At 66.8% G+C, this 13,410-nt stretch carries 14 protein-coding genes; 7 read left to right on the top strand and 7 right to left on the bottom strand.

What is annotated here, in order from left to right; genetic code table 11:
• The first annotated feature begins 303 nt into the window (after window positions 1–303).
• The 5 genes from C5B91_RS06745 (at window position 304) to C5B91_RS06725 (ending at window position 4,461) form a co-directional block, all read left to right on the top strand.
• Window positions 304–666, top strand: coding sequence for a group 1 truncated hemoglobin (locus tag C5B91_RS06745; protein ID WP_049968535.1), 363 nt, complete (start codon window positions 304–306; stop codon window positions 664–666).
• Window positions 667–782: 116 nt separating this feature from the next.
• Complete coding sequence (gene dacZ, locus C5B91_RS06740; protein WP_008093643.1) at window positions 783–1,592, top strand: diadenylate cyclase; 810 nt, start codon at window positions 783–785, stop codon at window positions 1,590–1,592.
• Window position 1,593: 1 nt separating this feature from the next.
• Window positions 1,594–2,490: a mechanosensitive ion channel family protein gene (locus C5B91_RS06735; protein WP_008093641.1), complete on the top strand. Its 897-nt coding sequence runs from the start codon at window positions 1,594–1,596 to the stop codon at window positions 2,488–2,490.
• Window positions 2,491–2,692: 202 nt separating this feature from the next.
• Complete coding sequence (locus tag C5B91_RS06730) at window positions 2,693–3,310, top strand: hypothetical protein (RefSeq protein WP_115819272.1); 618 nt, start codon at window positions 2,693–2,695, stop codon at window positions 3,308–3,310.
• A 119-nt stretch (window positions 3,311–3,429) separates the two neighbouring features.
• The gene (locus C5B91_RS06725) at window positions 3,430–4,461 is read left to right on the top strand and encodes a sensor histidine kinase (protein ID WP_049913452.1); all 1,032 of its coding nucleotides are present in this window, start codon (window positions 3,430–3,432) and stop codon (window positions 4,459–4,461) included.
• A 30-nt stretch (window positions 4,462–4,491) separates the two neighbouring features.
• On the opposite strand, the gene C5B91_RS06720 is transcribed toward C5B91_RS06725, so the two are convergent.
• Window positions 4,492–5,034, bottom strand: a complete 543-nt coding sequence (locus tag C5B91_RS06720; RefSeq protein WP_049968533.1) for a DapH/DapD/GlmU-related protein — start codon at window positions 5,032–5,034, stop codon at window positions 4,492–4,494.
• 90 nt (window positions 5,035–5,124) lie between these two features.
• A complete protein-coding gene (gene purD, locus C5B91_RS06715) occupies window positions 5,125–6,411 on the bottom strand; it encodes a phosphoribosylamine--glycine ligase (RefSeq protein ID WP_004976657.1) in 1,287 nt (428 codons plus the stop codon).
• A 177-nt stretch (window positions 6,412–6,588) separates the two neighbouring features.
• Here purD and C5B91_RS06710 point away from each other — a divergent pair, with 177 nt between their 5' ends.
• A complete protein-coding gene (locus C5B91_RS06710; RefSeq protein ID WP_115819271.1) occupies window positions 6,589–8,718 on the top strand; it encodes a thioredoxin domain-containing protein in 2,130 nt (709 codons plus the stop codon).
• Window positions 8,719–8,733: 15 nt separating this feature from the next.
• On the opposite strand, the gene C5B91_RS06705 is transcribed toward C5B91_RS06710, so the two are convergent.
• On the bottom strand, window positions 8,734–9,504 hold the full coding sequence (locus C5B91_RS06705) for a hypothetical protein (RefSeq protein WP_049968531.1): 771 nt from the start codon (window positions 9,502–9,504) through the stop codon (window positions 8,734–8,736).
• Window positions 9,505–9,657: 153 nt separating this feature from the next.
• Window positions 9,658–10,038: a thioredoxin family protein gene (locus tag C5B91_RS06700; protein ID WP_115819270.1), complete on the bottom strand. Its 381-nt coding sequence runs from the start codon at window positions 10,036–10,038 to the stop codon at window positions 9,658–9,660.
• Window positions 10,039–10,209: 171 nt separating this feature from the next.
• On the opposite strand from C5B91_RS06700, the gene C5B91_RS06695 reads away from it, so the two are divergent.
• Window positions 10,210–11,130 (top strand): PLP-dependent cysteine synthase family protein, encoded by a 921-nt coding sequence (locus C5B91_RS06695; RefSeq protein ID WP_049968529.1) that lies wholly within the window; start codon window positions 10,210–10,212, stop codon window positions 11,128–11,130.
• A gap of 21 nt (window positions 11,131–11,151) precedes the next feature.
• On the opposite strand, the gene C5B91_RS06690 is transcribed toward C5B91_RS06695, so the two are convergent.
• The 3 genes from C5B91_RS06690 to thiI all read right to left on the bottom strand — a co-directional run bounded on the left by C5B91_RS06690 (window position 11,152) and on the right by thiI (window position 13,273).
• Window positions 11,152–11,604, bottom strand: coding sequence for a DUF5804 family protein (locus tag C5B91_RS06690; protein ID WP_008093626.1), 453 nt, complete (start codon window positions 11,602–11,604; stop codon window positions 11,152–11,154).
• 42 nt (window positions 11,605–11,646) lie between these two features.
• Window positions 11,647–11,901 carry a hypothetical protein gene (locus C5B91_RS06685; RefSeq protein ID WP_008093625.1) on the bottom strand — a complete coding sequence of 85 codons (255 nt, stop codon included), beginning with the start codon at window positions 11,899–11,901 and terminating at the stop codon, window positions 11,647–11,649.
• A gap of 196 nt (window positions 11,902–12,097) precedes the next feature.
• Window positions 12,098–13,273, bottom strand: a complete 1,176-nt coding sequence (gene thiI / locus C5B91_RS06680) for a tRNA uracil 4-sulfurtransferase ThiI (protein ID WP_115819269.1) — start codon at window positions 13,271–13,273, stop codon at window positions 12,098–12,100.
• Between the last annotated feature and the right edge of the window lie 137 nt (window positions 13,274–13,410).

Here is a 13,410-nt window from a genome sequence, read left to right as displayed (position 1 = left end):
TCGGAGACTGTGTGGTCGCCGCGGACGGAGACGTCGTTTCGGCTGTCGTCGTGTCGCGGGCTCCGATTCCCGAGCACCCCGCGAGAATAATCAGAAGAGCCGTTAGCACGACAGAGGTCGAGTTACGCATCTCTCTAATCACCAACATCACAACAGGCTGTCAAACCTCTTGTGGGGCCACCCACACGCGGGGGATTCAAACAGAACGCCCTCTCATCCCGCCGCAGTCCCGTACTCCACGCTTAAACACCCCGAATACGTTCGGAGGAAATATTACCACCGAGCCGTCCAACTCCCCGACGAATGCCTGCGCAGTCACTCTACGCTCGCCTCGGCGGCCACGAGGCCGTCGAAGCAGTCGTCTCGGACTTCTACGACCGCGTCCTCGCCGACGACTCGGTCGCGCACTACTTCGACGACATCGACATGGTCGAACAGCGCGCCCATCAGGTCAAGTTCATCAGCGCCGTCGCGGGCGGTCCCGTCGAGTACGACGGGGCCGACATGCGGGCGGCCCACGACCACCTCGACCTCTCGGGCGAGGACTTCGACGCCATCGCCGAACACCTCGCGGCCGCGCTCGACGAAAACGGCGTCGCCCCGGAAGACGCCGATGCGATTCTCGACGAAGTCGCCGCGCTCAGAGCCCCGATTCTGGGGCAGTAAGCTCCGTTCGGCTCCATTCGGGGAGAATCAGTCGCCGGTTTCGACCGGCCGAATCGCGCACGCCACGCGTCAGACGCGACACAACCCTTTTTCTCACCCGGTGTGTCTCTCCACCAATGGCGGCGTTATCCGAGTTATTGGGCGACCTCGTGGCGGACGTCGATGGGCTGTTTCTGTTCACGCCGAGTCACTCCCACTACGAGCAGTTCGCTGAGACGGACGTTCCGACGGTGGTCATCGCGCCGGAGAACACGGTCGAAGCCGAGACGTTCGTGGAGCTGCCCCTCCAGTTCCAGAACGTCAAGGACCGCATCCGCTTTGGCGTCGAGGGCGCGATGGAACAGAGTATCGTCGAAGCGGGAGATACCATCGCCTGCAACGTCGGTGTCTTCGGCGGCGACCTCGACTCGCTCGTCCGGGTTCGCGTCGAGGAGAACATGCGGTCGGGAATCTACGACCTCTTTGCGAACTCCCGGGCGGACCCTGGCGTCATCCGCGACGTGTTCGAGGTAGCCATCGAACTGGGTAAGAAGGGGCAGAAGGGCGAACCCGTCGGCGCGTTGTTCATCGTCGGCGACGCGGGGAAGGTGATGAACAAGTCGCGGCCGCTTTCGTACAACCCCTTCGAGAAGTCCCACGTCTACGTCGGCGACCCCATCGTCAACGTGATGCTCAAGGAGTTCTCGCGGCTCGACGGCGCGTTCGTCATCTCCGACTCGGGGAAAATCGTCTCGGCGTACCGCTACCTCGAACCCTCGGCGGAGGGCGTCGACATCCCGAAGGGGCTGGGCGCGCGGCACATGGCCGGCGGCGCCATCACCCGCGACACCAACGCCACCGCCATCGTTCTCTCGGAGTCCGACGGACTCGTCCGGGCGTTCAAAGGCGGCAAGATGATTCTCGAAATCGACCCGGAGGCGTACTGAGATGCCGGGGCCCGTTTCGGCGTCCCTCGTCCACTCGTCGGCCGGTCCCGAGCCAGCGTCCACAGCAGCATCCGCGTCCGCGCCCGTATTCACGTTCGAGTCTGCCGCCCCGCTTCAGACGGTCGGCGGCGCCGTCGACGACATCGTCCGGATAGTCGGGCTCCGGTTTCTCGGCGTGCTCGCTATCCTGTTTCTCGGGTTGGTGCTCGCGTACGTCGCGGGGACGCTCGTCCGTCGACTCCTCATCAGCGTCGGCGTCCCCGAGGCCATCGAGGGAACCGCCTTCGAGCGGACCGCCCGCGACTTCGAGACATCGACGGTCGAAATCCTGTCGTGGCTGACGCGGTATTTCGTCCTCGGCATCAGCGTCTTCGCCGCTCTCTCGTTCGCCGGGGTCAACTACGCAGACCGCTTCTGGGGGCTCGTTATCGCCATCCTGCCGCAACTGTTCATCGCCATCTTGGTCCTCATCATCGGCGTCGTCGTCGGCGACAAGGTCGAACTCCTCGTCGCCGAGCGGTTCCGCGCGGTCAAACTCCCGCAGGTGAACGTCCTCCCGTCGCTCGCCAAATACACCGTCTTCTTTCTCGCCACGCTGGTCGCGCTCTCGCAGGTCGGCGTCGCCACGCTCGCGCTCATCGTCCTCCTCGCGTCGTACATGCTGGGGCTCATCGTGCTCAGTGCCGTCGCGTTCCGCGACCTACTCCGCTCGGGCGCGGCGGGGACGTACCTCCTTTTCACCCAACCGTACAGCATCGGCGATGAAATCGTCGTCGGCGAGGTCAGCGGCGTCGTTCAGGAACTCGATATGTTCGTCACCCACGTCGAATCCGAGGACACTGAGTTCGTCATCCCGAATGCCCGTGTCCTCGACAAGGGCGTCGGCCGTGTTCGATAGGTAAACAATCTCGACGACTGATGTTTTCGGAAATTTTGTCATACCGTTACCATAACAGTTTAGAAGTGGTCCGAAGATTGTCTCATATCGGCTCCCCCTGAAGACGATGACGGAGAACCTCCCCACCCTCGACGTTACTGCCCCCTCAACCCGAGCGTTTGAGGTTGCAGAGACGCTACTTCGAGGGTTTCACTTTCAGGATATGCGGGAGACACATCTTCTCAGCTGCGACTTCGACGCCGCGATGACCGCCGCGGAGCGTGCGGTACATCATATGTCCGAGGCGTTCGTCGCCGAGTTTCCCGACGTTCCCGCCGAGCGCGCCGAGCGCGCCGGCGAACTGTTCATGCGCGCGCTCTTCCTCCAGGACGAAATCGAAAACCGAGACGCCTTCGAGGCCTGCTTCGAACACGACGTCCCTTCCGGAGCGTTCGTCTCGTCCGTTCCCGACGACTCCGAGCCGGACGCGATAAACGACGACCCGCGGTGGCGGGACGTTCGAGAACTCCTCGGTACCGTCTGTGACGAACTCGACATAAACCCGGAATACGCGACGCTCCACACCCGATTTTGGCGACTCCACGGACAGGAGGTCGACGGCTGGGAGACCGTCGCTCGGCGGGCCCACCGCATCAAAGTCGCACGGATGGCCCCCTCGGCCGACGGCGAAACCGTCGATAACCTTGCACAGTATTTCGTCGTCGGCGTCACCCGTCACGACGAGTGGGTCCGAGAGAGCCCCGAGCGAGATGTTTCTTCCGCAATCGACATCGTCGCACACTATTACCAACGGCTGTTCGACCTCAGAGATGAGTCATAAAGAGGTCATAAACCAGGCATAAACGAACACCGTTAGTGAAATACAACTGATACATTTTCGGTGGTGAAACGACCGCCGAAAATAAGTATTGGTGGTAGAATTATCTCTGCAGACCGAACATGGAGGATACCGACCCGGAACTGTATCGCGAGGCTTTCCGAAGTGCGGATATCCCCATGTTGATTGCGGATACGAATTTCGCTTTTCGTGACATTAACGACGCCGGATTGGAGTTCCTCGGCTACGACTACGACGACATCGTCGGCGAGTCGGTCGGACTCATCGCCGCCGACGAGGAGATATACTACGAAATCGTCGAGCAGATGATCGCCGGCGAGACGTGGTCCGGGGAGTTCATGGCGCGGCGGAAAGACCAGCAGGTCGTCTACGGACAGGGGTTCGCCAGCCCGATGGTCGTCGACGGCGACGTGGAGGGGTTTCTCGCCTTCTTCGTCGACACGACCAAACAGCGCCGCTACGAGAACGCCTCGGAGGTGCTCAACCGCCTCCTCCGGCACGACCTCCGGAACGAACTCAACGTCGTCTACGGCTACACCCAGCAGGTCGCCAGCCGAATCGACGACGAGCAGGCGCTGGAGGAACTCGACCTCGTCCAGGAGAAGGTCCTCGAAATCGTCCACAAGTCCGAGCGCGCCCGCGACCTCCGCGAGCACCTCGAACGCTCCCACGACGTGTCCAACCACCCGGTCCGCCTCGACGTGGTGTTGAACAACAAAATCGTCGACGCCATGATAGAGTTCCCGGACGCCGAGTTCGAGTTCGGGTCGTTCCCCGAGGTCGAGGTCATCGGCGACGACCTCCTCGGCGAGGCCATCGAGTGTCTGCTCGAAAACGCGGTCATGCACAACGACAAGGAGACGCCGCGGGTCGAAGTCTCGGCCGACCGCGACGGCGGCTTCGTCATCGTCCGCGTCGCCGACAACGGCCCGGGGGTCCCCGAGGAGCACCGGGACCTCATCTTCGGCCGCGAGGAGTACGACCAACTGCACCACGGCACGGGTATCAGCCTCTTTTTCGCCGACAACGTCATCTCGTCGTACAACGGCACCATCTGGGTCGAAGACCGCGAGGACGGCGAGGGCGCGGTCTTCTGCGTCCGTCTGCAGGAACAGTCCACGGTGGACGACTGACCGCGGGCCGCGGGCCGCGACGACGACCGATTACGCTCCGTCAGTCTCGTCGCCGGACATGGGTCTCGCGGGCACGCCGGCGACCGTCTCTCCCGCGGGCACGTCACGCGTGACGAGCGAGTTCGCCGCGACCTGCGCGCCTTCGCCGATGCGGACGCCCGGCAGGATGGTCGCCTTCGCGCCTATCATGGCGCGCTCGCCGACGACGACCTCGCCGGTCCGGTACTCGTCCTGCAGGAACTCGTGACAGAGGATGACCGAGTCGTAGCCGATGATTGCGTCGTCTTCGATGGTGATGAGTTCCGGCCAGAACACGTCGGGGGTCGCTTCGAGGCCCCACGAGACGCCCGCCCCGACGGTGACGCCGATGCGCCGGAGCGCCCAGTTTCTGACCCGGAGCGACGGCGCGATGCGGGCGACGAGGACGAACACGTAGTTGAGCATCACGCGCCAGACGGGCTTGGCGTCGGTCCAGTACTGCAGCGAGTTCCGCGGGCCGGGCGTCGGGTGGTGCTGGATTCGGTCGTGTCGGCGGGCGTCGCTGTCCGCCGGTGCGGCATCGTCGTCGGTCACGTCCGTCGATTGGGCCGCGGAGGTAAAAGCGCCCTCGCCGCGGCGGCGACGAGAGAACTAGAACATCGGTCTCGCCGGGTCGGTTGCCGCTTACTCGCCGCGGAGTTCGGCCATGTGGTCGATGCGGCGCTGGACGAGCGCCGCCGTGCCGATGTCGTGGCGGATGTGGAAGCCCTCGCCGGCGTCGGCGAGCGCATCCTCCGCGAGCTCCTCCGCTTCGGCGATGCTGTCGGCGACGCCGACCACGGCGAACGACCGGGAGGTCGTCGTGTAGAGGCCGTCCTCGCGGTCGTCGACGCTCGCGTAGAACAGCAGCGCGCCGGCGTCCTCGTCCACTTCGACCGTGATTTCCGCGCCGGCTTCGGGGTCCGTCGGGTAGCCCTCGGGGACGGCGTACTTACAGACCGTCGCGGCCTCGGCGAAGTCGAGTTCGGGTAGTGATTCGCCCTCGCGGGCGGCCGTGAGTACGTCGATGAAGGGCGTTTCGAGGACCGGCAGGGTGTTCATCGCCTCGGGGTCGCCGAAGCGGGCGTTGAACTCGATGACCTTCGGGCCCTCGGTCGTGAGCATGAACTGGCCGTAGAGGATACCCTTGTAGTCGGGGAGCGCCTCGACGACGGCCTCGATGACCTCGACGGCGGCCTCGTAGTCGCCGTCGGCCATGAACGGCAGGGACGGCGTCACGTCGGTGTAGCTTCCCATGCCGCCGGTGTTCGGCCCCTCGTCGCCCTCGTAGGCGCGCTTGTGATCCTGCACGGCGGGGCTGACGCGGAACTCGCCGTTGGCGACGAACGCCTGAATCGTGAACTCCTCGCCGACGAGGCGCTCTTCGAGGACGACGCGCTCGTAGTCCGAGTCACGGAGGTACGCCTTCGCCTCCTCGGGCGTCACCTGGTCGCCGATGACCTTCACGCCCTTGCCGCCGGTGAGGCCCGCGGGCTTGACCGCGAGGTCGCCGTCGTAGTCGTCGATGTAGTCGCAGGCGGCCTCCATGTCGTCGAAGGTGGCGAAGTCGGGGTTGCCCGGAATCTCCTCGTCGCGCATGAACTGCCGCTGGAACGCCTTGTCCGTCTCGATGCGCGCTTCGGCCGCCTGCGGGCCGAACGTGTAGACGCCGGCGTCGTCGAGGGCGTCGGAGACGCCCGCCGCAAGGCCGGACTCGGGGCCGACGACCGCGAGCGTCGCGCCGACCGACTCGGCGTAGGCGACGATGTCCTCGGCGGCGGTCTCCGAAATCGTCTCGAAGTCCTCGGCGAGGGCGGCGATGCCGGGGTTTCGGTTGCTGGCGCAGGCGTACAGGTCGCAGTCGGGGGCCAGCGCGCGGGCAATCGCGTGCTCGCGGCCGCCGCCGCCGACGAGAAGGACGGTCTCGCTCATGGTCGCATACCCTGCGCACGGGAGTGTAAAGATTGCTCTTTATCGGCGGCGAAATAGGCACGATTGTGGTTATTCACGGTCGCCAACGAGGGAGACCCGCTGTCCCACCCGCACCCCGAGTCGGCCGCGTCGGCCGTCTCCACGCCGCTTTAGTTCCCGGAGCGCCGACTGCGACGCATGTCCGACCCGGTGGGACGCAACCGACTCGACGAGGAGCAGAGCCCGTACCTCCGCCAGCACGCGGACAATCCGGTCAACTGGCAACCGTGGGACGAGACGGCGCTCGACGCCGCCCGCGAGGCGGACAAGCCCATCTTCCTCTCGGTCGGCTACTCGGCGTGCCACTGGTGTCACGTCATGGCCGACGAGAGCTTCTCGGACCCCGACATCGCCGAGGTGCTCAACGAGCACTTCGTCCCGGTGAAAGTCGACCGCGAGGAGCGCCCCGACCTCGACCGCATCTACCAGACCATCTGTCAGCTCGTCACCGGCGGCGGCGGCTGGCCGCTTTCCGTCTGGCTCACGCCCGAGGGCAAGCCCTTCTTCGTCGGCACGTACTTCCCGCCGGAGCCCCGCCGCGGCGCGCCCGGCTTCCGCGACCTCGTCGAGAGTTTCGCCGAGTCGTGGCGGACCGACCGCGACGAGATAGCAAACCGCGCCGAGCAGTGGACGAGCGCCATCACCGACCGACTGGAGGAGACGCCCGACGTACCCGGCGAAGCCCCCGGCTCGGACGTCCTCGACAGCACTGTGCAGGCGGCTCTCCGCGGTGCGGACCGCGACCACGGCGGCTTCGGTGGCGACGGGCCGAAGTTCCCCCAACCCGGACGTATCGACGCTCTACTCCGCGGCTACGCCGTCTCCGGTCGCCGCGAAGCGCTCGACGTGGCGCGGCAGAGCCTCGACGCGATGGCCAACGGCGGCCTCCGCGACCACCTCGGCGGCGGCTTCCACCGCTACTGCGTCGACCGCGAGTGGACTGTCCCGCACTTCGAGAAGATGTTGTACGACCAGGCCGGCCTCGCCTCGCGGTACCTCGACGCCGCCCGACTCACCGGCAACGAGTCCTATGCGACCGTCGCCGCCGAGACGTTCGAGTTCGTCCGCCGCGAACTCACCCACGACGACGGCGGCTTCTTCGCCACCCTCGACGCCCAGTCCGGCGGCGAGGAGGGCACCTTCTACGTCTGGACGCCCGACGACGTGCGCGACCTCCTCCCCGAACTCGACGCCGACCTCTTTTGCGACCGCTACGGCGTCACGCCCGGCGGCAACTTCGAGAACAAGACGACCGTCCTGAACGTCTCGGCGACGACCGCCGAACTCGCCGACGAGTACGACCTCGACGAACCCGAGGTGGAAGACCGCCTCGAAAAGGCCCGGAAAGCCCTGTTCGCCGCCCGGGAGGGGCGCGAGCGCCCCGCCCGCGACGAGAAGGTGCTCGCCGGCTGGAACGGCCTGATGATTTCGGCGTTCGCGCAGGGGTCGGTCGTCCTCGAAGACGACTCGCTCGCTTCCGACGCCCGCCGCGCCCTCGACTTCGTGCGCGAGCGCCTCTGGGACGACGAGACCGAGACGCTCTCGCGGCGCGTGATGAACGGCGAGGTGAAAGGCGACGGCTACCTCGAAGACTACGCCTTCCTCGCGCGCGGCGCGTTCGACCTCTATCAGGCCACCGGCGACCTCGCCCCGCTCTCGTTCGCGCTCGACCTCGCGCGGGCGACCCGCCGCGAGTTCTACGACGCCGACGCGGGCACGCTCTACTTCACCCCCGAGAGCGGCGAGTCGCTCGTCACCCGGCCGCAGGAGCCGACCGACCAGTCCACGCCGTCGAGCCTCGGCGTCGCCACGTCGCTGTTCTTGGACCTCGAACAGTTCGCGCCGGACGCCGACTTCGGCGACGTCGCGGACGCGGTCCTCGGCTCGTTCGCCAACCGCGTCCGCGGCAGTCCGCTCGAACACGTCTCGCTCGCGCTCGCCGCCGAGAAGGCCGCCAGCGGCGTCCCCGAACTCACCATCGCGGCCGACGAGGTCTCCGACGAGTGGCGCGAGACGCTCGCCTCGCGGTACCTCCCCGGCCTCGTCGTCTCCCGTCGCCCCGGCACCGACGAGGAACTCGACGCGTGGCTGGACGAACTCGGACTTGACGAGGCCCCGCCAATCTGGGCCGGCCGCGAGATGGCCGACGGCGAACCCACCGTCTACGCCTGCGAGAACTTCACCTGCTCCGCGCCGACCCACGACCTCGACGAGGCGCTGGCGTGGTTCACGGCGGGCGAACCCGCAGGTGCGGCCGAAGACGACTGAGACGGCGCTTCCGACTCAGAGCCGCGTTCCGTCGTACCGCCGCCGCAACGACCGAACCGTTTTTGCGACTCGCTCGGCGCGCTCGCGGGTCACGCACGGGACGACTTTCTCACCCGTCGGCGTGTCGAAGACGAGCGTCGTTTCGTCGACGATGTCGAGACGCCGCGCCGAGAGCGCGGAACAGTGGGTCCGACTCCGCCGCCCGTCCAGCGTCGATTGCACGATTGCCGTGGTGTCGAAGCGGTAGGCGTGGTCGTCGGTCTCCCAGCGCTCGTGGACCAGCGACGCCACGAACACACCGACCCGGTCGGCGAGCAGTTCCTGAATCGACGCCACGACCGCCTCGGGGAGCGGCGGCGACTCGCCCCAGAGCATCGACTCGTGGGGAATCGTCGTGAGCAGGTCGTCGCCGCGGTCGTCGAGGAGCGCGAGGCGAAACACGAAGTGCTCTCCGACCATCGTCGTCGCGGCGTCGAGAAGCGCGAACAGCGCATCCTCGCCGTCGCGGTCGAGAGAGAAGACGCGGGTTCCGCCGTCCGGGCGCTCGGGGTCGAGCGCGTCGACTGCCGCGAGCGCACTGGAGCATCGCTCGATGCCGTCTTCTCCGTACTCCCCGTTGAGGCATCTCTCGTCGAGTTCCGCCCGAACCGCGCTTGCGACGGGGACGGCCTCGGCGAACACCGGGACGAGGTCGCGGCGGTAGTCGTCGCTGTCGAGGTGATAGCGCCGTGATTCTTCCCCGTTGTCCGGGCGCTCACCGCGGTCTCCGCTGCGCTTCTCAGACATCTGTTGACTCCCGAGACAGCTGCGCTCGTCGCATCGCATCGCCGTACCCGCGGGTGTCCTATCACGGTTTCGGCGGGATTCGATTGACTCGGGGGATTCGACTGCGTGGGCGAATTGGGTGGGTTCGAGAAAACGAACAATCGGAGCCGGCGCTCAGTTCGAGAGCTGGTCCGCGAGGTAGACCGCAATCGGAACGTCCGCTTCCTCCACGAAGCGGGCGACCTCTTCGCCGTCGAGTTCGACGACGACCGTCGGGATGAGTTCGATGTCGTACTCCTCGACGAGCGGGCCGACTTTCGAGCCGTCGTCGGCCTTTTCGACGGGGTAGTGGTCGATTCGCTCGGCGGGGACGCCGGCGGCGTCGAGGGCCGCCGCGAAGTCGGGAAGCTGTCCGCGGCAGTCGCCGCACCAGTCGCCGCCCCAGACCTTGAACGTGTACTCTTCGGCCGCGAGGGCGTCGACCACGTCGGGGTAAGAGGCCGCGTCCCACGCGGGGTTCGGTTGCATCGTTTCGAGCGTCTCGGCTTCGGCCATGCGCCGGTGTACCGGGCGAGCGGATTTAACGGGTGCGCTCGCGGCGGGGCTCGCCGCCCGCGCTCGGCGGTGGCGCGACGGTTCGGTGGACGGTCCCGTTCGCCCCCGAGACGGTGGCCGTATCGTCCGCCTCCGCCAGTCGTTTAGTGTCGCACCGTCAACGGAGGGTCGATGGACGACAGTATCCTCGACGCTATCGGGTCGCCGCTGGTCCGCGTCGACTCTCCCGAGGGGTCGACAATCGCGGCGAAGATAGAGTCGAAGAACCCGGGCGGGTCGGCGAAGGACCGCCCCGCGCTGGCGATGGTCGAGGCGGCCGAGGAGGCGGGCGACATCTCGCCGGGCGACCACCTCGTCGAACCCACGTCCGGGAACACCGGTATCGGACTCGCCGTCGTCGCGGCGGCGAAGGGCTACGACCTGACTATCGTCATGCCGGACTCGATGTCGCCCGAGCGCCGCGAAATCATGCGCGCCTACGGGGCGACCATCGAACTCGTCGAGGGCGATATCTCCGCCGCGAAGGACCGCGCCGACGAACTCGAAGCCGAGGGCATGTACCAGCTCCGGCAGTTCGAGAACCCGGCGAACCCGGAGGCGCACTACCGAACGACCGCCGAGGAGATTCTCGAACAGGTGGGCGACCGCCGCATCGACGCCCTCGTCGCCGGCATCGGCACCGGCGGCACGATTTCGGGCAACGGCCGCCGCCTCGTCGAGGAGTTCCCCTCGATGCGCGTCGTCGGCGTCGAACCCGCCGAGAGCGCCGTCCTCTCGGGCCACGAGGTCGGAAACAACGACTTCCAGGGGATGGGGCCGGGCTTCGTCAGCCCCAACCTCGACACCGACCTCATCGACGACGTGGAAATCGTCGAACTCGCCGAGGCCGAGGCCGAGTGTCGCCGCCTCGCCCGCGAGGAAGGCATCCTCGTCGGTCAGTCGTCGGGCGCGTCGCTCCTCGCGGCCAAGCGCGTCGCCGAGCGACTCGCTGACCCCGACGCGGACGAGGAAGACCGACCGCTCGTCGTGACGGTCTTCTGGGACTCCGGCGAGCGCTACATGTCGACCGGGATGTTCGACGCCGAGGAATAGCGGTCTCTCGACGGCCGGCTCTCACCGACCGAACTCGTCTTCCGCGACTCTGACGACGAGCGTCCGCTCCACGTCTCTGAGGTCGTAGTCGGGAACCGAGCCGTCGACGCGCGTCACGTACATCGGCTCGACGAGGCGACCGTCTTCGACGCCGTAGATGGCGAGGTGGTCGCCGGTGTCTTCCGGCTGGACCTTCCCGTCTCGAATCTGTCGGGCGAGGTCGCGAGAGAGCCACTCGTCGGCCGAGACGGAGGGCTCGCGGACCAGCGAGAAGTCGGCGAACCGGACGAGATACCAGTTGAGATCGTTGAGAAGCGAGACGGCTGCGCCGAGACTGACCGTATCGACCGAAAGCGAGTTGTCGAACGGTTCTGCGATGTCGTAGGTCGAAAGCGCCGCGCGGGCGGTGTCGCGCGACAGCAGTTCGTACTGGAGGTGGACGTCCTCCGCGCCGACGATACAGACCTGCGTCACGTCGAGAGGGAGGGTCCGGACTCGGTAAAGCGGTTCCGGTACTCAGGCGGTCGATTCCCACTCGGCGGCGCAGGACTCGTCGCAAAAGACGACGCGCTCGCGTTCGAGGGTTATCTTACCGGGCTGATCGATGTCTCGCTCGAGGAGGACCTGGTAGTGGGCTTCGCTCATGTCGACGCGGGCGCGGCAGGCCGCGCACCGTTCGACGGTGTCGCTCCAGTCGGTCCGCGACGCCCGGTGGCTGACGCGCCACTCGGGGCCGGGATGGCCGTGACCGGGATGCGATGTTTTCGACATGAGAGAACCCTAGCGCTCACGGTAAATAAAGCCATTTTTGTGCAATTGTTCATTCGAAACGAATCTAAACGTTTGAAGAATCGTGACTATGTTGGTCGTTTGCACGGTCCGTGTGTGCGTCGGTATCGTGTCTCGGTGAGGCTGGTGACAACCGGGTTCAGAATGTGCGCTCGGCCTCCACTCCGCGCTCCCGCGCTCACTCGCCGTCGGGCGACACGACGACCCGCTCGCGGGCGGCCTCGACCGCGAGGTCGAACAGGCCGTCGGGCTCCGCGGCCTCGACGGCCGACAGCGAGGCGTTCGTCTCGGGGAAACTTGGGGCGACGCGCTCGCAACCGACCGGGAGCGTCGAGTCGTCGTAGGTGCCGAGGTCGCGGGCGGCCGCGACGATATCGGTCTTGTCGCGGGTCAAAAGCGGGCGGTGGACGGGGTAGTCGACCGCGGCCTCGGTGACGGCGAGGTTCTCGCCGGTCTGGCTCGACTTCTGACCGAGCGACTCCCCGGTCACGATTGAGTGGGCGTGCTCGTCGGTGGCGACCTCGGCGGCGACGGCGAGCATCGCGCGCCGAAGCGAGAGCATCCGGGTGTCCTCGACGGTCTCCATCAGCCGCTCGACCACGTCGCCGGCGGGGACGACGTGGACCCGCATGTCCGTGTTCGGGGCGCGGCGGGCGATGGTCCGCACCGTCTCGATGGCTCGCGCGCGGTGGTCCGCACCGCCGTAGTCGCCCAGGTCGACGTAGACGGGGACGATTTCGCAGCCGCGGCGCATCAGCTCCCACGTCGCCACCGGCGAGTCGATGCCGCCGGAGACGAGGGAGACGGCTCGCCCCTGCGTCCCGAGCGGGAGTCCGCCGGGCCCGTCGAACCGCCGCACGGAGAGATAGGCCGTCTCCTCGCGGCACTCGATTCGGTAGGTTCGGTCGGGGTCGTCGAGGTCGACGGGCGCGCCGGTCGCGTCGACGACGGCGCTCCCGGCCTCGCGTTCGAGGTCGGAACTGGTGAACTCGTGTTGGTCGGCGTCGCCGACGCGGTCGGCGTCGACGGCGAAGCTCGCCCCGTCGGGGTGGTCGGACGCGAGGGTTCGGCAGACCGTGACGATGTCGTCGAGAGTGGGGTCGCAGGCGACGCAGGGCCGCGCCCAGACGACGCCCGGCACCTCGGCGCAGGCGGCCGCGACGGCGTCGGCGTCGGCCGCGTCGCGGACGAGCAGGCGGGACCACTCCCGCTCGACGCGGCCCGAGAGCGAGCGGTCGTCGAGGACCGCTTGGAGGTTCGTCCGCAGTTTAGCCTCCATCTTCGCCCGGACGCTCGAACTCTTCGTGCCCACCTCGCCGTAGCCGACGAGGACGACGTGCGCCGTCTGATTCACGGTCGACGTTCTCCGCGGGAACCCTTCAGCGTCTCGTTTCGCGGGGCGTCCGCGCCCGACTCGACGCGACTCCCTCCGTCGCTATTAGTGTTATATATCTGTACATAGTACAATTTACTGAACCGTAGACAGACGGC

The sequence above is a fragment of the Haloferax sp. Atlit-10N genome, from assembly GCF_003586325.1.
In the GTDB taxonomy this organism is placed as follows: domain Archaea; phylum Halobacteriota; class Halobacteria; order Halobacteriales; family Haloferacaceae; genus Haloferax; species Haloferax prahovense.
This window is presented reverse-complemented; position numbering and strand designations above follow the sequence as displayed.